22 protein-coding genes are annotated in these 19,357 nt (G+C 65.8%); 11 read left to right on the top strand and 11 right to left on the bottom strand.

The window, feature by feature from the left end; translation table 11 throughout:
• Window positions 1-2 precede the first annotated feature (2 nt).
• Entirely contained in the window at window positions 3-740 is a 738-nt protein-coding gene (locus ABIA30_RS17335) for an SDR family NAD(P)-dependent oxidoreductase (protein WP_370067525.1), read from the top strand.
• On the opposite strand, the gene ABIA30_RS17330 is transcribed toward ABIA30_RS17335, so the two are convergent.
• From ABIA30_RS17330 to ABIA30_RS17315, 4 genes are all read right to left on the bottom strand, one after another.
• Window positions 737-1,057 carry a hypothetical protein gene (locus ABIA30_RS17330; protein WP_370067523.1) on the bottom strand — a complete coding sequence of 107 codons (321 nt, stop codon included), beginning with the start codon at window positions 1,055-1,057 and terminating at the stop codon, window positions 737-739. The two genes, ABIA30_RS17335 and ABIA30_RS17330, sit on opposite strands and share 4 nt — an antisense overlap.
• A gap of 247 nt (window positions 1,058-1,304) precedes the next feature.
• A complete protein-coding gene (locus ABIA30_RS17325; protein WP_370067522.1) occupies window positions 1,305-1,607 on the bottom strand; it encodes a hypothetical protein in 303 nt (100 codons plus the stop codon).
• Entirely contained in the window at window positions 1,604-3,085 is a 1,482-nt protein-coding gene (locus ABIA30_RS17320) for a class I adenylate-forming enzyme family protein (protein WP_370067520.1), read from the bottom strand. The genes ABIA30_RS17325 and ABIA30_RS17320 overlap by 4 nt, the downstream gene beginning before the upstream one ends.
• A 13-nt stretch (window positions 3,086-3,098) precedes the next feature.
• A complete protein-coding gene (locus ABIA30_RS17315; protein WP_370067518.1) occupies window positions 3,099-3,962 on the bottom strand; it encodes an SDR family oxidoreductase in 864 nt (287 codons plus the stop codon).
• Window positions 3,963-4,155: 193 nt separating this feature from the next.
• On the opposite strand from ABIA30_RS17315, the gene ABIA30_RS17310 reads away from it, so the two are divergent.
• The 4 genes from ABIA30_RS17310 (at window position 4,156) to ABIA30_RS17295 (ending at window position 8,218) form a co-directional block, all read left to right on the top strand.
• Entirely contained in the window at window positions 4,156-5,733 is a 1,578-nt protein-coding gene (locus tag ABIA30_RS17310; RefSeq protein ID WP_370067516.1) for a methylmalonyl-CoA mutase family protein, read from the top strand.
• Between the two features lie 25 nt (window positions 5,734-5,758).
• Window positions 5,759-6,172 (top strand): cobalamin B12-binding domain-containing protein, encoded by a 414-nt coding sequence (locus ABIA30_RS17305; protein ID WP_370067514.1) that lies wholly within the window; start codon window positions 5,759-5,761, stop codon window positions 6,170-6,172.
• On the top strand, window positions 6,163-7,119 hold the full coding sequence (locus ABIA30_RS17300; protein WP_370067512.1) for an LLM class F420-dependent oxidoreductase: 957 nt from the start codon (window positions 6,163-6,165) through the stop codon (window positions 7,117-7,119). The genes ABIA30_RS17305 and ABIA30_RS17300 overlap by 10 nt, the downstream gene beginning before the upstream one ends.
• 67 nt (window positions 7,120-7,186) lie before the next feature.
• Window positions 7,187-8,218, top strand: coding sequence for a CaiB/BaiF CoA transferase family protein (locus ABIA30_RS17295; RefSeq protein ID WP_370067510.1), 1,032 nt, complete (start codon window positions 7,187-7,189; stop codon window positions 8,216-8,218).
• Between the two features lie 10 nt (window positions 8,219-8,228).
• Here the strand turns inward: ABIA30_RS17295 and epsC are convergent, their stop codons facing one another.
• From epsC to ABIA30_RS17280, 3 genes are all read right to left on the bottom strand, one after another.
• Complete coding sequence (epsC, locus tag ABIA30_RS17290) at window positions 8,229-8,813, bottom strand: serine O-acetyltransferase EpsC (protein ID WP_370067508.1); 585 nt, start codon at window positions 8,811-8,813, stop codon at window positions 8,229-8,231.
• A gap of 4 nt (window positions 8,814-8,817) precedes the next feature.
• Complete coding sequence (gene cysK, locus ABIA30_RS17285; protein WP_370067506.1) at window positions 8,818-9,753, bottom strand: cysteine synthase A; 936 nt, start codon at window positions 9,751-9,753, stop codon at window positions 8,818-8,820.
• A gap of 113 nt (window positions 9,754-9,866) precedes the next feature.
• Window positions 9,867-10,169, bottom strand: a complete 303-nt coding sequence (locus ABIA30_RS17280) for a 2Fe-2S iron-sulfur cluster-binding protein (RefSeq protein WP_370067504.1) — start codon at window positions 10,167-10,169, stop codon at window positions 9,867-9,869.
• A 103-nt stretch (window positions 10,170-10,272) separates the two neighbouring features.
• Between ABIA30_RS17280 and ABIA30_RS17275 the strand changes: the two genes are divergently transcribed.
• From ABIA30_RS17275 to ABIA30_RS17260, 4 genes are all read left to right on the top strand, one after another.
• Window positions 10,273-11,682, top strand: a complete 1,410-nt coding sequence (locus ABIA30_RS17275; RefSeq protein ID WP_370067502.1) for a class I adenylate-forming enzyme family protein — start codon at window positions 10,273-10,275, stop codon at window positions 11,680-11,682.
• 61 nt (window positions 11,683-11,743) lie between these two features.
• Complete coding sequence (locus ABIA30_RS17270; RefSeq protein ID WP_370067500.1) at window positions 11,744-12,580, top strand: acyl-CoA dehydrogenase family protein; 837 nt, start codon at window positions 11,744-11,746, stop codon at window positions 12,578-12,580.
• Window positions 12,567-13,649: an acyl-CoA dehydrogenase family protein gene (locus ABIA30_RS17265; RefSeq protein ID WP_370067498.1), complete on the top strand. Its 1,083-nt coding sequence runs from the start codon at window positions 12,567-12,569 to the stop codon at window positions 13,647-13,649. Before ABIA30_RS17270 ends, ABIA30_RS17265 begins: the two co-directional genes overlap by 14 nt.
• A gap of 45 nt (window positions 13,650-13,694) precedes the next feature.
• Window positions 13,695-14,459 carry an enoyl-CoA hydratase/isomerase family protein gene (locus ABIA30_RS17260; protein ID WP_370067496.1) on the top strand — a complete coding sequence of 255 codons (765 nt, stop codon included), beginning with the start codon at window positions 13,695-13,697 and terminating at the stop codon, window positions 14,457-14,459.
• 6 nt (window positions 14,460-14,465) lie between these two features.
• Here ABIA30_RS17260 and ABIA30_RS17255 read toward each other — a convergent pair whose 3' ends face one another.
• Both ABIA30_RS17255 and ABIA30_RS17250 read right to left on the bottom strand, forming a co-directional pair.
• Entirely contained in the window at window positions 14,466-15,590 is a 1,125-nt protein-coding gene (locus ABIA30_RS17255; RefSeq protein WP_370067494.1) for a sensor histidine kinase, read from the bottom strand.
• Window positions 15,590-16,324 carry a response regulator gene (locus tag ABIA30_RS17250; RefSeq protein WP_370067492.1) on the bottom strand — a complete coding sequence of 245 codons (735 nt, stop codon included), beginning with the start codon at window positions 16,322-16,324 and terminating at the stop codon, window positions 15,590-15,592. Before ABIA30_RS17250 ends, ABIA30_RS17255 begins: the two co-directional genes overlap by 1 nt.
• A gap of 157 nt (window positions 16,325-16,481) precedes the next feature.
• Here ABIA30_RS17250 and ABIA30_RS17245 point away from each other — a divergent pair, with 157 nt between their 5' ends.
• On the top strand, window positions 16,482-16,781 hold the full coding sequence (locus ABIA30_RS17245; protein WP_370067490.1) for a hypothetical protein: 300 nt from the start codon (window positions 16,482-16,484) through the stop codon (window positions 16,779-16,781).
• A 4-nt stretch (window positions 16,782-16,785) separates the two neighbouring features.
• Here ABIA30_RS17245 and ABIA30_RS17240 read toward each other — a convergent pair whose 3' ends face one another.
• Window positions 16,786-17,520, bottom strand: coding sequence for an SDR family NAD(P)-dependent oxidoreductase (locus tag ABIA30_RS17240; protein ID WP_370067488.1), 735 nt, complete (start codon window positions 17,518-17,520; stop codon window positions 16,786-16,788).
• A complete protein-coding gene (locus ABIA30_RS17235; protein ID WP_370067486.1) occupies window positions 17,520-18,284 on the bottom strand; it encodes an SDR family NAD(P)-dependent oxidoreductase in 765 nt (254 codons plus the stop codon). The genes ABIA30_RS17240 and ABIA30_RS17235 overlap by 1 nt, the downstream gene beginning before the upstream one ends.
• A gap of 125 nt (window positions 18,285-18,409) precedes the next feature.
• Between ABIA30_RS17235 and meaB the strand changes: the two genes are divergently transcribed.
• Window positions 18,410-19,318, top strand: a complete 909-nt coding sequence (gene meaB, locus ABIA30_RS17230; protein ID WP_370067484.1) for a methylmalonyl Co-A mutase-associated GTPase MeaB — start codon at window positions 18,410-18,412, stop codon at window positions 19,316-19,318.
• Window positions 19,319-19,357: the final 39 nt, after the last annotated feature.

The raw sequence follows: 19,357 nt of genomic DNA, 5'->3' as shown, positions 1-19,357 counted from the left end.
TCGTGAGTGGTGTGGTGGTTACCGGTGGCGCTTCGGGTATCGGACTGGCGTCGGCCAAGGCGTTGATCGCCGACGGCCGCGCGGTGGCGTTGTTCGACATCTCGCCGCAGGTCGAGTCGGTGGCCTCGTCGATCGGTGCGCACGGATTCGTGGTCGATTGCAGTGACACCGAGTCGATGTCAGCCGGCGTCGCGGCTGCGGCCGCCGCCCTGGATGGGATCGACGGCCTGGTCCACGCCGCGGGCCGGGTGGCCGCCGAGCCGGTCGGCGCCTTCACCGCCGAATCATGGGATGCCGTCGTCGATGTGAACCTGCGGGCGCAGGCGCTGCTGTCACAGATGCTGCTGCCGCATTTCAAGCAGGCGCTCGCCGGCGGCGCTGCGCCGTCGATTGTGGGCATCTCCAGCATCGAGGGATTGGTCGGTAACCCGTTCATCCCGGCGTACTGCGCGTCCAAGGCCGGCCTGCTGGGCCTGACTCGGTCGATGGCTGGTCAATTGGGGCCCATCGGAATTCGGGTCAATGCGGTCTGCCCGGGCTTCATCGAGACGCCGATGCTGGCCGACGCGCTGGCGGTCGACGAGGTCAAGTCGGCGTTCGTTGCTGCCGCTCCGCTGGGTCGTCTTGGCCAGCCGGAGGAGATCGGCGCGACGGTGGCATTCCTCATGTCGGCGAAGGCGTCGTTCATCACCGGAACTCAGATCGTCGTCGACGGCGGGGTGACGTCCCGGCACGCCTAGGCCTGGTCGCCACGGGCGCGGGCACGCAGTTCGAGCCAGCGCTGGTGCATGCGGTACTCGGTGCTGCGCGGCATTGAGCCTGGGCCGTAGCGGCCGCGCCCGCGGCGCCATACCCGGCCGCGTGCACGCTCGGTGCGCAGTGCATCCGAAATACATTTAGAGGGGCGGCCGGCGGTGGTGAAGCCCTGCTCGGTTAGCAGCTCGACCATTTCTTTGATGGTCATCGTGCCGTGCACCGCCAAGTTCATGGTCAGCACGTAGCGCAGATTGGTCCAGCGCAAGACCAATGGGCCAGAAGAAGATTCGATGACGTTCATCAGCCGAGGATGGCACCGGCCGCTGACATGTTCGGGGTCGAGTAACACTGGCCCCATCCGTCGCTGGCCGAGGGTAGTGGCGTTGTGCCCACCTATTTGCGACAAAGTGAGCGAGTGAAGGTGCGGTGCGGCGTGGCGGTTCGTTTTGTCGCAAATAGGCGGGCACAACGAAGAGTCTTCCGCGCAGGTGCGCGTGTTACTGCTGTGGCGCGAAAGGCGCGGGGTGGCTGAGTGGGTGCCGGCGAAGCTAGTCGCTGGCGGGCAGCGGCTTGGCTTCCTTGATCGACAGCGGGGCCGACCCGATCGACAGGGTGCCGGCGCCGGCCTTGGTCACCAACACCTCAGCTCCGCCGTCATCGACGTAACGCTTTCCCATCAGGGTGCCATCCGACAGCGCGGGATCCAGCGCCAGCGACGAGTCGACCTCGCCGCCGACCGCGACCATCGGCGCACCGCCGGCCCGCAGATCATCGAGGCTGTCGGCGCTGCGCACCACGATCACCTGGGTGTCGCAGACCTGGCTCTGCAGGCGGGTGCCGTTCTTGATCATGCGGGCTCCTTGGAAGGGGTCAGGTCGCGAATAAGCTCGCGGCGCAGCACTTTACCGGTGGCGTTCGTGGGCAGCTCATCGCGGAACACCACCCGGTCCGGGGTGCGCGAACCACGCAAGTGTCCGCGGGCGAAGTCGCGCAGTTCTTCGGGTGATGGTTCGCTACCGGCGGGCACCACGACCGCGACGATGATCTGGCCCCACTCGGCGTCCTCGACACCGACCACCGCGCAATCGCGTACCGACGGGTGCTCGACCAACACGTCCTCGATCTCCGCAGGTGCGATGTTCTCACCGCCGCGGATGATGGTGTCGTCGGACCGGCCGCCGATGAACAGATAACCCTCGTGGTCGAGCATCGCCACATCGCGCGTCGGGAACCAGCCCTCGGCATCAAGCACCGATCCGATGCCGGTGTAGCGACCCGAAACCTGTTCCCCGCGAACGAACAACTCGCCGGTCTCGCCCGCGCCCAGCACCGTCCCGTCCTCGGCGCGGATCTGTACCTCGACACCGGGAACGGCCTGACCGACCGATCCGAGCCGGCGGGCGACGGCTGCGCTGGACGAACCCAGGGCGGCCCGGTGGTCGTCCGGCGTCAGCACCGCGATGGTGGAGCTGGTCTCGGTCAGTCCATACGCGTTGACGAAACCGACGCCCGGCAGCAGGTCAAGTGCCTTGCGCACCAACGGCAATGCGACCTTCGACCCGCCGTAGGCCAGGGTCCGCAGCGAAGCCAGTGGGGTCGGAGTCTCTTCCAACACCGTGATGATCCGATCCAGCATGGTCGGCACCACGGTCGCCGAGCTGACGCCCTCATCGCCCACCAGGCGCACCCATTCGTGCGCATCGAACTGCGGCAGGTACACCATCTTTCGGCCCGCGTACAGGTTCGACAGTGCCGCACTGACCCCGGCGATGTGGTACGGCGGCACGCAGATCAGCGCCGCGTCACCCGGCTCGGCGGAATCGAACTCGACGCTGCCGGTGATGTAGCTGGTCAGGTTGTTGTGGGTCAGTTCAACGGCTTTGGGCTTGGATGTGGTGCCCGAGGTGAACAGCACCACGGCCACCGCATCCGGGTCGGCGAACTCGACATTGGGTTCGGCCGTGCGGGCCGAGGCGACGAAATCGGTGGACGACATCCCGGATACCACGTCGGCATACTCGGGGTCGACGATCACCAACGGCGAGGGCAGCCGCTCGATCAACTCGGCCAGAGCCGCCGTCGACAAGCGATAGTTCAGTGGCGTCACCGGAACACCGGCCCGCGCAGCCGAGAACAACAGCAGCGGCAGCATGGCCGCGCCGGCACCGACGTAGGCAACATGCTGGGCACCCGACGCGGCGATGACGCCCGCCCCGCCGTCGGCGAGCGCGCTGAGTTCGGCTGTGGTGAAACGGGTCTCGCCGGCCACCAGCGCGGTGCGGTCCGGATTGGCCGACGAGGCCATTTCCAACAGCAGCGAGATGCTCATGACGGGTCCACACTCACACTTGATCAACAAATATGTCGATGATCGGATGGTCGCCACCACCGTAACGCGAAAGGTCGGTGACCCCGGCGGACTTGAGGACGTCCGAGTCGATGAAGGTCTGCGCAGTCACCGCGGCGGCAGCGCTGCTGAAGATCTCCATCGCGGCGTCGGCCATGATCTGCGGGCTGCGCGAGGACTGCAGCTGCGCTTTGCCGTCAGGGGAGTTGGCCACTGCTGAGGTGGCGATGTAGGTCTCCGGCCAAAGACACGAGAAGCCGATGCCGGCGTGGCGGTACTCCTCGGCCCAGCCCAGTGACAGCAGAGTCATGCCGTACTTGGACAGGGTGTAGGTCGGGTGCGCACCGAGCCAGTGCGGGTTCATGTTCATCGGCGGCGAGATGGTCAGCACGTGGGCTCCGGCTATCCGTGCTCCTTGCGTGCGCGCAGCCGACTTTCGCAGGTGCGGCAGGCAGGCCTTGGTCAGCAGGAAGGTGCCGCGTACGTTGATGTCCATCATCAGGTCGTACTTCTTGGCGGCCAACGCCTCGGTGGGCTCGGCCGCGATGGCGCTGGCATTGTTCACGCAGATATCGATGCCGCCGAAGTGCTCGACCGCGGCGTCGACCGCGCGCTGGACGTCCTCTTCCTTGCGTACGTCGCCCACCACTGCGACACCCTTGCCGCCGGCGGCTTCGATCTCGGCGACCGCGGTGTGCACGGTGCCGGGCAGCTTGGGATGAGGTTCGGCCGTCTTGGCCAGCAGCACGACGTTGGCGCCGTGGTGGGCGGCGCCGAGCGCGATGGCCAGGCCGATACCGCGGCTGGCACCGGAAACGACCAGCGTCTTACCGGCCAGCGAGTGCTTGTCGCAGGACATTGCCCTCCTTGGTGTCGTTCTCGATGGTATTGGCATTCTCATTTTTGGCAAATGCGATATTCGCAGACCGATTCGCGCGGCCACGGTCGGGGTGCGGTTGCACGTTGGGTCTGGATGAGAAACCGCATGTCGTGCCCACATTTTCCGACAGCGGTATTGGCATTCTCATTTTTGGCAAGTACGTTATCCAGTGATGAGCGAGATCGTGCAGACCCCTTCGGGCATCCCGCTGGAACCGGTGTACGGCCCGAGCGACCGGGCCGGGGAGCCGCCTGCGTCCGGCGAGTACCCGTTCACCCGCGGCAACTTCGCGTCCGGCTACCGCGGCAAGACCTGGACCTTTCGGCAGTATTCGGGCTTCGGCACGGCCGAGGAGTCGAACAAGCGGTATCGCTATCTACTCGACCAGGGCGGCACCGGCCTGTCGGTCGCACTGGATCTGCCCACTCAGTGCGGCTACGACTCAGATGACCCGGAGTACGGCGAAGAGGTGGGTCGGGTCGGCGTCGCGGTGGATACCCTGGCCGATGCCGAGATCTTGTTCGATGGCATTCCGCTGGAAACGATCAGTACCAGCTTCACCATCAACGGCACCGCGGCCATCCTGCTGGCGTTCTACGTCGCCGCCGCCGAGAAGAAGGGCGTGCCGCGCGAGAAGCTCACCGGCACAATCCAGAACGACATCCTCAAGGAGTACGCCTCTCGCGGTACCTGGATCTGGCCGCCGGAACCGTCGCTGCGGCTGATCGCCGACACCATCGAGTTCTGTGCCGCCGAAGTGCCGCGCTTCAATGCCATTTCGGTTGCCGGAGCGCACTTCCGGGATGCCGGCGCCAACGCTGTACAGGAGATGGCGTTCACCCTGGCCGACGGCGTCACGTACTGCGACACGGTCGTGGAGCGTGGCCGGATGTCCATCGACAAGTTCGCTCCGCAGATCTCATTCTTCTTCTACACCCACGGCGACTTCTTCGAGGAGATCGCCAAATACCGTGCGGGACGGCGTCGTTGGGCCACCATCGTGCGGGAGCGCTATGGTGCCGGCACCGACAAGGCGTCGATGTTCCGCTTCGGCTGTGTATCGGGCGGGGCATCGTTGTATGCCCCGCAGGCGCAGAACAACCTGGTGCGGGTGGCCTATGAGGCGCTGGCATCGGTGCTGGGCGGAGTGCAATCGATGTTCACCGCGGCCTGGGATGAGCCGTTCGCGCTGCCCAGCGAGGAGTCGGCGACGCTGGCGCTACGCACCCAGCAGATCCTGGCTTATGAGACCGGCGTGACGAAAGTGGCTGACCCGCTGGGTGGTTCGTACTTCGTGGAGGCGCTGACTGACGCCACCGAGAACCGCATCATCGAGATCATGGCCGATCTGGACGCGCACGGCGGCATGGTGCGGTGCATCGAAGACGGCTACCTGCAAGGGCTCATCGCCGACGAAGCCTTCAAGATCCACCAGGAGACCGAATCCGGTGCGCGTCCGGTGGTCGGGGTGAACAGGTTCGTGGTCGACGAGCCGGCGCCGGAGATCGCCACCTACGAACTCGATGCTGAGGGGCGTGACCTGCAACTCAAGCGGCTGGCAAAGGTGAAGGCCGAACGGGACGACGTAGCCGTCAAAGAGACGTTGGCGGCATTGGCCAGGGGCGCGGAGGGTGATGACAACCTGATGCACCGGCTGATCGACTGCGCCAACGCGTATTGCACAGTGGGAGAGATGGTGTCGACGCTGAAGTCGGTGTGGGGCGAGTTTCAGCAGCCGGTGGTGTTCTGATGGCGCGCACGCGAGGAGCAATCCAATGAGTGACAGCCCGGTTCGCGTGCTGGTGGCCAAGCCCGGGCTGGACGGTCACGACCGGGGTGCCAAGATCGTCGCCCGGACCCTGCGCGATGCCGGCTTCGAGGTGATCTATACAGGTATCAGGCAACGCATCGAGGACATCGTATCGATCGCGTTGCAGGAAGACGTTGCGCTGGTGGGCCTTTCGATCCTCTCTGGTGCGCACGTAGCGCTGACCACCCGGACCGTGCAGGCGCTACGTGCTGCTGACGCGGGTGATATCGCCGTCGTTGTCGGTGGCACCATCCCGCAGGGCGATGTGCAGAAGCTGCTCGATGCCGGTGCAGCCGCGGTCTTTCCGACCGGCACCGCGCTCGACACCCTGGTCACCGAGGTTCGGGCTCTGACGGGGAAGGCACGGGCATGCGATTAGGCGTGATGATCGGCGCCGAGCGTGGGGACATGGCGCGCAAGGTGTCCAAGCTGGTATCCGACATCGAGTGGGCCGAGTCCGCTGGACTGGACACCGCATGGATGCCGCAGGTGCCCGACGACTTCGACTGCTTGACCATGGCGGCACTGATGGCCGCACACAGTTCCCGCATCGAGCTGGGGACCGCGGTGGTGCCGCTGCAAGCCCAGCATCCGATTGCCCTGGCCCGCCAGGCACTCTCGACCCATGCGGTGTCCGATGGTCGGCTCGCGTTGGGCGTCGGGCCGTCGCATCACTGGATCATTCGGGACATGCTGGGACTGCCGTACGACCAGCCGGCCGCCTACACCCGGAACTACCTGCAGGTGCTGAACACCGCCATCGCCGGGCCGGGATCTGTTGATGTGGAGAATGATTCGTTCACCGTGCACAATCCGACGGCCATTGGTGCGGACACCCCGATGCCCGTGCTGATTGCGGCGCTCGGCCCGGTGATGCTCCAGATTGCCGGCGAACTGGCCGATGGCACCGTGCTGTGGATGGCCGACGAACGAGCGATCGGCGACCACATCGCTCCGAAGATCACCAGGGCCGCCGAAGCTGCGGGCCGCGCAGCGCCGCGGATCGTCGCGGGTATCCCGGTATGTCTGTGTGCGCCTTCGCAAGTCGACGATGCCAAGCAGCGGGCCAACCGGATCCTCGGCGAGGCCGAGGTGTCGCCGAACTATCAGCGACTGTTGGAGCGCGGCGATGCCCGTGATGTCGGTGACCTGTGCGCGGCCGGTGACGAGGACGCGATTCTTCGGCGGTTCAAGCAGTTCGCCGATGCCGGCGTGACGGATCTGTCGGTGCGGTTGTTGCCGATCGGTGACAGCCGCGACGAGCTGATCGCGTCGAAGTACCGCACCCGTGAGGTGATCGCAGAGCTCGCCAAGCAGGTCCGATGAGCCGCCGAAGCTACGGTTTATTGCGACTTTTCGGCCCGATCCCGTCACAAACCGTATCCTCGGCGCAATGACGGGACCGCTCACGGGCATCAAGATCCTCGAGGTCGGCACCATGCTGGCCGGCCCGTACGCCACCATGATGCTCGCCGACCTCGGCGCCGAGGTGACCAAGCTCGAGCCGCCGACCGGGGACATCTCCCGGCAGGTCAGCGACGACTACTTCGCCAGTCTCAACCGCGGCAAGCGCAGCATCGTATTGGAGTTGGCCACCGAAGAGGGGCAGCGCCGTCTCGGTGAACTCGTCGCCGAATCCCATGCACTGCTGGTGAATCTGAAGCCGTCGGCCATTCACCGGCTGGGGCTCACTTACGACGCACTCCGCAGGTACAACGAGAAGTTCGTGTGCGTGGCGGTCACCGGGTTCGGCCTGCACGACGGCGACGACCCGGCCTTCGACTACATCGTGCAGGCGGCCACCGGTATCGCCGCGCTGACCGGCAGCCCCGATGACCCGCCCACATTGCCGGGCTATTCGTCCGCGGACAATTCGACGGGACTGACTGCTGCGCTCGGCTTGTTGGCGCAGGTCATCTCGGGCCGCGGCGGCCAGATCGATGTCAGCCTGCGCGACGTGATGCTCTCGCAGTTGAACTACCATGCGTCGGCCTACCTGAACAGCGGAGTGCAACCGCAGCGGCGGCCCTTCGGTGCGCACTCGTTTTATGTTCCGGCGCAACTGTTTCCGACTGCATCGGGATACTTGGCTTTGTTCGTCACGCACGACGGGTTCTGGCGGTCGTTCGCGTCGGAGGCCGGTATCTCGGGTTTCGAGACCATGGCCGAGCGGGTGGCCAAGCGCGACGAGGTGCTCGACGTGGTGTCACGCGCCCTGACCACCGACACAGCGGCGAACTGGGAGGCCCGACTCAAACCGTTGGGGATCCCGGCGGCCGCGGTGCGCACGCTGCCCGAAGCGCTCGACGCCCGGCCCGAGGCAGTGGTGAAGGCCGGGCCATATCGATTGGTGGGCAGCTCGATTCGCGTGGACGGCTACGTGCCGGACTACCGGCCACCACCGCTTCTCGGCGCCGACAGCTGAAATCAGTGCCTCAGATGAACATCGCGGGGTCGATGTAGGTCGTCGGGTCGACGCCCTGCTCGCGTTGCTTGTCGGTGCGTGGGCGCACCAGGGCTGGGATTCCGGTGGCGATGGAATCGGCTGGAACATCGTGTGTCACAACGGCATTGGCGCCGATCGCCGAATCGTCACCGATCTTCACCGGGCCCAGGACCTTGGCTCCGGCGCCGATGGTGACGCGGTTTCCGAGGGTCGGGTGACGTTTGCCCTGGTTCAGGCTCCGACCGCCTAGCGTCACCCCGTGATAGAGCATCACGTCGTCGCCGATCTCGGTGGTCTCGCCGATCACCACGCCCATGCCGTGGTCGATGAAGAACCGGCGACCGATGGTCGCGCCCGGATGGATCTCGATGCCTGTCAACAGCCGAGTCAGCTGCGCGAGCACCCGGGCCGGTCCTCGCAACGCGGGTCGCTCCCACATCTGATGAGCGACCCGGTACGACCAGATCGCGTGCAGACCCGAATACACCAGCGCGTTCTCGAGATCACCGCGGGAAGCCGGGTCGTGACTGCGTGCGTTCGTCAGGTCCTCGCGCACGGCCGACCACAAGGTCATGTTCTCAGTCCCGGATGTGCTCGTACAGCGCCGTGGAAACGTACCGCTCACCGAAGTCCGGAATGATGACCACGATCAGCTTGCCGGCGTTCTCGGGGCGCGCTGCCAATTGCAAGGCAGCCCAGACATTCGCTCCTGCCGAGATGCCACCCAGAATGCCTTCGTCGGTGCCCAAGGCCCGCGAGGTCTTGATCGCGTCATCGAAAGCGACGTCGATGATCTCGTCATAGACGTCGCGATCGAGGATCTCCGGAATGAAGTTGGCGCCAAGGCCCTGAATCTTGTGCGGGCCGGCCGCGCCGCCGGTGAGGATGGGGGAGTCCACGGGCTCGACCCCGACGATCTGCACCCCGGGCTTGCGTGCCTTGAGCACATGCCCGACCCCGGTCAGCGTTCCGCCGGTGCCGATGCCGGCCACGAAGATGTCGACCTCGCCGTCGGTGTCGGCCCAGATCTCCTCGGCGGTGGTGGCTTCGTGGATCGCCGGGTTGGCCGGGTTGGCGAACTGGTCGGCGGACACGGCGTTTTCGGTCTCGGAGATGATCTGCTTGGCCCGGGCCACGGCGCCGGCCATTCCTTCGGAGCCCGGCGTGAGCACGATTTCTGCACCGAAGGCCCGCAACATCACCCGACGCTCGGTGGACATGGTCTCCGGCATGGTCAGGATGACCTTGTAGCCGCGGGCCGCGCCGACCAACGCCAGTGCGATGCCGGTGTTGCCGCTGGTGGCTTCCACGATGGTGCCGCCGGGCTTGAGGGCACCGGAACGCTCGGCGGCATCAACGATGGCCACTCCGATCCGGTCTTTGACGCTGTTGGCGGGGTTGTAGAACTCCAGCTTGGCCACCACCTGCGCACCGAGATCGGCGGTCAAGCGGTTCAGTCGCACCAACGGTGTGCGCCCGACCAACTCCGTGACGTCGTTATAAATCGTGCCCATCGGTGCCTTCCTGCCATCGCCGACCAGTCTGCGGCCATGAATACATCAAACCGCATTGCGTCGACCTTGGGCGGGTATGGATCGTGCTGAGGCAAACAATAGGTGAGCGGGTTTTAGTCCTCGTAGTCGCAGACCACTGTGGTGGTGGTCGGAACTGCCTGACAGGTCAGCACGTAGCCGTCCTGAACTTCGTCCTCGGTGAGCGCATCGTTGACCCGCATCGTCGCCGCGCCTTCGGTCAGCTTGGCCATGCAGGTGCCGCAGTTTCCGGCTTCGCAGGAGAACGGTGGCGTCAGACCGGCACGCCGGGCGGTCTCCAGGATGGTCTCGCCTGCGACCTGGGTGGCTTTGGTGGATCTGCGGTCGAAAATGATGGTGACCTCGGCGACCTGGGTGTCCAGTGCTTCTACGGTCATCGGTCCTCCTGGCCAAGTACTGACACGTGCATTCTGATCTAGCGAGAATATCATTCTCGCAGGGTGATACCATCTTCTCAACAAGAATCGTCGAGGAGGGCGAGTGGCTGATCGGGTCGTGCTCGCGTTCGGCCACCGGCAGTACCGCCGCGCCGATCTCGACTCGATGGCCGACCGAATGGCCGCCGAATTACGGCGCCGCGGCGTCGTCCCCGGCGATCGGGTCGCCCTGATGTCATCCAACCGCCCGGAGTTCGTGGTGGCGGTACTGGCCATCTGGCGGCTGGGCGGTTCGGTCGTCCTGCTCAGCCCCGCGTGGAAACGGACCGAGGTGCTCCACGCCCTGAATCTCACGGCGCCGGCCGCCGCGGTCGGCGACCATGAGGTGCTGGCCGACCTCATGCCGATGCTGCATCTCGATGAGCCCGTGCCCGACGGCTCCGTCCAGCCCGCGCCCCTCGATGGTGAAGCCGTGCTGGTGTTCAGCTCCGGCACCACCGGCATGCCCAAGGCGGTCCGGCACACCCACCGGGGGCTCAGGGCGGCCGTCGACCAGTGGCGCGCGGTGCTGGGACTCGGCGACACCGACCGCATGCAGATCATGACTCCGCCCTCCCACATCCTGGGCCTACTGAACATCTTGACGGCGCTCGACGCCGGGGTCTGGCAACGGCTACATCCGCGATTCGACATCGACGCGATGCTCCAGCACATCCAGGACGACCGCGTCACCGTCGAGATGGTGGTTGCCCCAATGGCTTTGGCGCTCGCTGCGCATCCCGGCCTGGAGTCCTACGACCTGTCGTCCCTGCGTTTCATGATGTGGTGTGCGACGCCCGTGACAGCCAGTGTGGCCGAAGAGATCACTCGGCGTACCGGCGTGCCGTGGTTGACCGCCAGTGGATCCAGCGAGGTTGTGTTGTTCTCCTGCAACGAGATCGGCGGGAATCTCGACACCGTCGGTAAGGCAGCGCCGGGCGTGCAGATCCGCATCCGCTCCGTGTACTCCGATGAGGTCCTGGGCGCCGGCGCTGAGGGCGAGATCCAGGTGCGCTCGGATGCGGTGATGGCCGGCTACGTACCCGACACCGACACCGCTACGGCCTTCGAAGACGGCTGGTACCGCTCCGGGGACATCGGCTACCTCGATGTCGACGGACGGCTGTATATCACCGACCGGGCCAAGGAGATGATCAAGGTCCGCGGATTCCAGGTCGCCCCTGCGGAAATCGAGTCGGTCCTCCTCGGGCACCCCGCCGTGGCCGATTGCGCTGCGTTCGGGATACCCGACGCGGCGGATGGTGAAGCCGTGGTGGCTGCGGTGGCCCGCGCGGGGCAGGTCGAAGCCGACGAGTTGGCCCAGTCTGTCGCCGAGTGCCTGGCCTCCTACAAGCATCTGTCGAAAGTGGTTTTCGTACCGGAGATTCCACGTCTCCCATCCGGAAAGGTGTTGCGCCGAGTGTTGAAGGAGCAATTGATGAGCGCTTGCGCGAAGAACGTGTGCTCAGTATGAGCGCTTGCGCGAAGAACCTGTCGCTCAGTATGAGCGCTTGCGCGACGAACAGAGGGCTCTAGTGGACGTCCGTCTGACGGCCGAACAACAACAACTGCGGAAGGCCGCGGCGAGCTTGGCCGACGACCTCGGACCGGAGTCGGTCGCCGATCTGGACAACGAGATTCGCCGGGCCCGGCTGGAAAAGGCGGTCAATGCGACGGGCTTTCGCACTTTGCGTACCGACTTGGCCTCCGGGGTCGAGGTTGCCATCGTGGCCGAGGAGTTCGCCCGCGGGCTGGTCGACGTGCCGTTCATCGGCCCGGTCCTGGCCGATGATCTGCAGCACCGCACGGGCAGCGCGCCGGCGGTCGGTGACAGCGAACCCGTCGGTGTCGGCTTTGGGGTGGATCTGACGGCGAGCCTGCGCGGTGTGGTCGAGTCGCCCGCCGAACTGGAGGCGTTGGACACCGAAGACGTATTGCTTTGGCAGGCACTGGCTTTGACCGTCACTGCCGCCGATCTGGTCGGCGCTTCTCGTGGCGCGCTGACGCTGGCATCCGACTACGCCAAGGTGCGTGAGCAGTACGGCGCCCCGATCGGCTCCTATCAGGCCATCGGACACTTGCTGGCCGAGGGGCTGACGCTGATCGAAGGATCGATCAGCGTGCTGCGGCACGCGGCCTGGGCTGTCGACGAGCTGCCCGGTGACGAAGCGATGCGGGCGGCGAAGATCGCCAAGATCTACTGCGCTCGGGCCGCTCGCACGGTGTGCGAGACCGCCATTCAGGTGCACGGCGGCATCGGCAACACCTGGGAATGCCTGGCGCACGTGTACCTGCGCCGAGTGCTGGTGGCCACCTCGACGTGGCCCGTGGAGCTTCGGGACCTGGAAGGCAAAGACCTTGGACTTTCGTGACTCACCGGAGGAAGCCGCATTCCGGGATCGACTGCGCGCCTGGCTGACTGACAACGCCGCAAGCTACAAGGCCTCTGGCGACGACTACTGGTCCCGAATGGGTGAATGGCACCAGGCCCTTTACGCTGCAGGGTTTTTCGGAACGTCCTGGCCCTTGGAATTCGGCGGTCAGGACTTGGCGCCGGTTTACGACGTCATCGTCGATGAGGAGATCGCCCGGGCCGGCGCGCCACCGCGGCCGTCACTCGGGTATCTGGTTGTCGGCCTGGGGCAGCACGGCAGCAAGGAACTGCAGCAGCGGTTCCTGCCTGGGATGATCAACGGCACCGAGCGCTGGTGCCAAGGATTCTCTGAGCCGGGCGCCGGTTCGGATCTGGCCTCGCTGACCGCCACCGCGGTGCAAGACGGCGATGACTACGTCATCAACGGGCACAAGATCTGGACCAGCTACTCGGATGTCGCCGACTGGTGCCTGGTGCTGGCCCGCACCGACAAAGAGGTGCCCCGGCACAAGGGCATCTCGGCATTCGTCGTCTCCATGCACCAGGACGGCGTACAGCAGCGGCCGCTGCAGATGATCAACGGTGTGACGACCGAATTCGGCCAGGTGACGTTCGACGCCGCCCGGGTACCGGCAGTCAACATGGTCGGTGCGCTCGGCGATGGCTGGAAGCTCGCCATGACGGTGGTCAGCCATGAGCGTGAGCCCTCGACGCTGGGTTACTCGGCACGTTACGGAAAGCTGGTGCGGCAGATGGCCTCCGGCTACGACGGTCCATTGCCAGACGATCTGGCCTGGGCCGGAGTGCAGGCCGAGATGCTGCGGCTGCACGTACGACGGCGCCTCTCTGAGCAACTCGACGGAATCACCCACGGCCCCAACGGATCTTTGGACAAGCTGCTGATGACCTGGGTCGAGCAGTCGGTCGGCCATGCCGCGCTGGCGGTCACCGGCACCAAGGATCCCGAATTGCTCAGTGCCTATCTGTACAGCCGCGCCCAGAGCGTCATGGGTGGCACCTCGCAGATTCAGAAGAACATCATCGCGCAGCGAATCCTCGGTTTGTGATGAGCGCTTGCACAAAGACCGATCAGGACTGGTAGGAGAGACGAATTGTACGGAATGCCAGAGGAAATCGATGTCCGGGCCGACGGTGGTCTGCGGATCATCACCCTGAACCGTCCCGACGCACTCAACGCCGTCAACGACAATCTGCACGTCGGGCTGGCGCGGGTGTGGGAGGAGCTCAACGAAGACGCCTCGGCGCGTGCCGCGGTGATCACCGGCGCGGGCCGGGCGTTCTCGGCCGGCGGCGACTTCAACTATCTCGATGAGCTGCGTCGCGATGAGGCGTTGCGGCAGAAGACCATCAAACACGGTCGCGATCTCGTCATCGGCATGGTGCGCTGCCGGATCCCGGTGGTGGCCGCGGTGAATGGCCCGGCGGTCGGGCTGGGCTGCAGCCTGGCCGCGCTCTCGGACATCGTGTACATGGCGCCGGGCGCGCACTTCGCCGATCCGCATGTGCAGATCGGACTGGTCGCCGCGGACGGCGGACCGCTGGTGTGGGGTTCGCAGATTTCCTTGTTGCAGGCCAAGGAGTTTGCCCTCACCGGCGTGCGGATCAAGGCCGGGCGGGCGCTGGAGCTGGGGCTGTGCAACCATGTCGTCGAGGACCCGCTGGCCGAGGCGATCACGTGCGCACGCAAGCTGATCGAGCTACCCAAGCAAGCCGTCGAGGCGACCAAGCGACTGATGAACATCCAACTGGAGCAGCAGGTGATGGCCTCGCTCGACTACGCCAACCTGGCCGAGTACGTGTCATTCGGCACCGCCGACTTCAACCGGATCGTGGACGGGCTGATCGCCAAGAGCTAGCGCGCACTAGGCGGCCGGGCGGACCGGAAGGTCGACGGTGAAGGTGGATCCTGCGCCGACGCCGGTGCTGGCGGCTGTGATGTGGCCGTCGTGGGCTTCGACGAGCGCCTTGGCGATGGCCAGTCCGATCCCGGCACCGCCGTGCGCGCGGTCTCGCGCGGAATCGACTCGATAGAACCGTTCGAACAGCCGAGGCAGGTGCTCGGGTGGTATGCCGTCGCCGTCGTCGGCGATCTGGATGCGTACCCCCGCGCCGGCCGCGGTCGCGGTCACCCGCACCGCTCCGCCTGCCGTGGTGTGCCGCAGTGCATTGGCGAGCAGGTTCGCCAAGACCTGGCCGAGCCGTTGCGGATCGGCCCACAGCTGGGGCAGGTTCGGGGCGACGCTTGACGTCAGGGCAACATCCTTGGCTCGGTACGGCGCCGCGAAGGCGTCGACGGCAGCGGCGATCACGTCGGTAGGCGAGACGCTCTGGGTGTCCAGCAGCGCGGCATCGCTTTCGGCTTCGGTCAGCGCCCGCACGTCGGCGCTGAGCCGGGTGAGCCTGCGCGTCTGGTCCCGCAGCACGCCGATCGTCGTCGTGTCGAGCTCGTGTACGCCGTCTTCGAGTGCCTCCAGGTAGGCCTCGATCACCGACACCGGCGTGCGGAGCTCGTGCGCCAGGTCAGCGAGCAACTGCCGCCGGGTCGCTTCGACGGAGCCGAGCTGCTCGGCCATCGTATTGAAAGCTTCGGCAATGGTGTCGAATTCGGCACCCAGATGTGGTGACGAGACGCGGATGTCGTAGTTCCCGCCGGCGACGGCGGTGGCCGCTGCGGCGAGTTCGGCAGTGGACCGGTGCATCCGGCGACTCAGATACCAGCTCAGGGCGAGGGCGGCGGTGGCAGCCACCACGAGCGATATCCCCACCGATACGGCGGTGGCCTGGCGGAAGGCATGCTCATACGGGTGGGGGCCGGTACGTCCGGGTATCAGCACGTCGCGCATCACCCGCCGGAACATCGGCGGGCCGATGGCCAGCCCGACGGCGGTGCTGGTGACGATGGCCGCGGCCACCACCACGGCGTTGGTGGCCAGCAGCCGGGTCTGAATTCCGTGCTTGCTGCGCGGACGGTCGAGATCAGTGGCCATCAGCCATCACCCATTCGGTAGCCCACGCCGCGCACGGTGGTGACGTAGCGCGGCTCCGTCGAATTGTCGCTGAGCTTGCGTCGTAGATGACCCACATGGACGTCGACGACATTGTCGTTGCCGAACCACGATTCGCCCCACACGGCTTCCAGCAGTTGGTGCCGGGTCCACACGTGCCGGGGCCGTGAGGACAGCGCGGCGAGCACATCAAATTCGGTACGGGTCAGCATGATTGGTGTGCCCCTGAGATGTGTCAGCCGGCTTTCGACATCGATGTGCAGATCGCCGAATTCTCTCGGCGGAGTTCCGCCGGACGATGGCTTGTCCAGATTCGACGCCCTGCGGGGGCGTCGTAACATCGCGCGGATGCGGGCCACCACCTCGCGCGGGCTGAACGGCTTGGTCACGTAGTCGTCCGCGCCCACCGACAACCCGACGATGGTGTCGACCTCGGTATCGCGGGCGGTCAGCATGACCACGTACGCGTCGGAGAAGGTACGCAATTGGCGGCACACCTCGATGCCGTCCAGGCCGGGCAGACCGATGTCGAGGATGACTACGTCGGGGTCCATCTCGCGCGCCGCCGTCAACGCCGAGGGGCCGTCCGCCGCGACGCGCACTTCGAATTGCTCGCGGCGCAAATAGCTGGCCACCACGTCGGCCAGAGCTGTCTCGTCGTCGACGACCAGCGCGCGCAAGCCCTGGGCGGCCGGCGTGGGATCGGTGTCGTTCACCTGCTCATAGTGCACCCACGCAATGACCTGTTCTGCGGAACTGCCTGGTCGGCGACTGCTTCTTTAGCGAATCTTCATCGTTTCACCGCGGAACCCTTGTCGGCGGATTCGAAGCTGAGAGTCGTCAAACAAAACCTCTCCCGAAGGGACAGAGATCATGTTCAGCAAGATCGCACTCATTTCCACCGTCGCAGCTCTGGCGGCGACTGCCCTGACTTCTGCTGGTGCCGCGCAGGCCTCCAGCGCCGCCGGCAACAATGCCGGCGATGTGGTGGGCGCGTTGATCGGCGAAGGCTACAACGTGCAGATCGATGGCACGCCCAGCGCTCCGCTGTCGGGGTGCACGGTGACCGATGTCCACGGCCTGCCCAATGCGGCCGATGCCCTGACCCAGCGTGCCGATCCGAAGGTCGTCACCACCGTCTACGTCGACGTCGACTGCGCCTCGGACGTCTGAGGCGCTAGATATCAATCTCTTCGGAACGCTGAACGGTGCCGGTGATGCCGGAGCCGTCTTGGTGGGCCAGAAGCACTGCGGCACGGGCCATGGCCTCGGGCGGCTCTACGTACTCCGGCGGAATCTGCATACCCTCGCCGCCGGCTTGCCAACCTTCGGTGAGCACCACCCGCGACGGGCTCAGGCAGTTCACCGCGATGTTGTCGCCGCGCAGATCCTCCGCCAGCCCGAGGTACAGCCGCTCGGCGGCCGCCTTCGATACCCAGTAGGCGTTGGCCCCGGGCATCCCTACGCCGGTCGTGGTGATGGCCATCAGCGATCCACCACCGCGTGCCCGGACGTGCGGGATGACGGCCTTGGTCACCAGGAAAACCCCGGTCAGGTTGACGTCCAGGCAGAGCTGCCACCGCTTCACAGGAGTCGATTCGATCGGTCCGAGCCACAGCACCCCGGCGTTGGCGACCAGGATGTCGATCCCACCGAACTCCGAAACTGTTGCTGCGACAGCGTCTTCCACCGAGGATTCGTCGGTGACGTCGCATCGCACCGCTAACGCGCGGCCGCCGGCCGCCGCAATCGACGCGGTCACCGAGCCGATGGTTCCGGGAAGCTTGCCTTCCTCCGAAGACCGGGCAGCCACCGCGACACAGGCACCTTCGGCGGCCAGCGCCGTGGCGATCGTCGCGCCGATGCCGCGGCTGGCACCCGCGACGAACGCGACCTTCCCGTCGAGGCTCACTAGCGAGGCGGGAACCGCAGCGCGCCGTCGAGTCGGATGATCTCGCCGTTGAGGTAGTCGTTCTCGACGATGGACTGCGCCAGCTGCGCGTACTCGGTCGAGCGGCCCATGCGCTTCGGGAAGGGCACCTGCGGACCCCAGTACTGCTCCAGCTGGTCTGCGGCCTTGCCGTATGCGGGGGTGTTGATGGTGCCCGGCGCGATGGTGCAGACGCGAATACCCAAGGGGGACAGGTCTCGCGCCGCCACCAGCGTCATGCCGAGCACGCCGCCCTTGGCCGCGGCGTAGGGCAGCTGCCCGATCTGGCCCTCGTATCCGGCGATCGAGGCGGTGTTGATGATCACGCCGCGGGCGCCCTCGTCGAGCGGCTCGGTCTGGGCGATCGCCGCAGCGGTCAGCCGCATGACGTTGAACACCGCGGTCAGGTAGAACTTGATGGTCTTCTCGAAGCCCTCCAGGTCCAGCGGCGAACCGTCCTTGCCGATCAACCGGCCGCCGGCGGCCGGCCCGCCGTGCGTATCCACCGAAATACGCAGTGGCCCAAGAGCTTGCGCCTCCGCGATGGCTGCATTGACGGATTCTTCCGAGGTGGCGTCGGTGCTCACATACCTGACGCCGAGCTCGGCTTCGAGGGCCTTGCCTTTATCGTCGGCGAGGTCCGCGACCACGACCTTGGCGCCGGCGGCATTCAGTCGGCGGGTCGTCGCCTCTCCCAACCCACCTGCGCCGCCGACAACGATCGCGGAAACACCTGCGATATCCATGCCATTCCCCTCCTTGCAACTAAGACTCTCTGACTGAGAGAATAGTATTCTCATACTGGGCGGGAGGCGGCAAGTCTGTGGCGAAAGCCGTTGTCCGGGGGCTGCTCCAACTAGGGTCCCGATAGATGACCGAAAAGACCGTCCCCGACCTGATCGCCGCGGCGCGTGGCGGTTCGATCCGTGCGGTCGGGCGACTACTGAGCATGGTCGAAAGTCCACGTCGTGACGAGCTTCTTGTAGCCATCGAGCCGGTTCCGATTCGAATCATCGGCATCACCGGCCCGCCGGGTGCGGGCAAGTCGACAACCATTGCGGTGCTGGTCGCCGCCTATCGTGCACGCGGACAACGCGTCGCGGTGTTGGCCGTGGACCCGTCGTCGCCCTACAGCGGGGGAGCGCTGTTGGGTGACCGGATCCGGATGTCCCAGCACATCAATGATCCCGACGTCCTGATTCGGTCGGTCGCGGCCCGCGGGCACCTTGGGGGTTTGGCGGCGGCGGTGCCCGCCGCGATCCGCTTGCTCGGTGCGCTGGGCTACGACGTCGTCTTCATCGAGACCGTCGGGGTCGGACAGTCTGAGATCGAGGTCGCGGCGGTCGCTGAGCCGACGGTGGTTGTCCTCAATCCCGGTGCGGGCGATGCCATTCAAGCCGCCAAAGCCGGCCTGCTCGAGGTGGCTGACATCGTCGCGGTCAACAAGGCCGATCGTGAGGGCGCTGATCAAACGGTCCGGGACCTGCATGCTGAGACCGATGCGCCGATCCTGAAAATCGTTGCGGCGCAATGCGAGGGTATCGACGAGTTGGTTCGGGCCATCGAGGACCATCACCGCGCAGACAATCCCGAACGCCGCGTTGCCCGGGCCCGCGCACAACTGCTGTCGTTGGCGCAGAGCGCGTTGCGGGGCCACGCCGGTCTGGACGCATTGGCGGCCGGGGTCGCGGCGGGTTCGATCGATGTCTATGCGGCCACCGCGCAGCTGCTCAATCGGGATGAGTCGAAGGATGAGAATGGGGTTACCGGTTTTCAGTAACCATGTTGTACGATTTCGTCAACGTATTCTTTCGGCGTA

Source organism: Mycobacterium sp. MAA66 (assembly GCF_041261665.1).
GTDB lineage: Bacteria > Actinomycetota > Actinomycetes > Mycobacteriales > Mycobacteriaceae > Mycobacterium.
The sequence above is the reverse complement of the archived record's forward strand: the minus strand, read 5'-3'. Positions and strand labels throughout refer to the sequence as shown.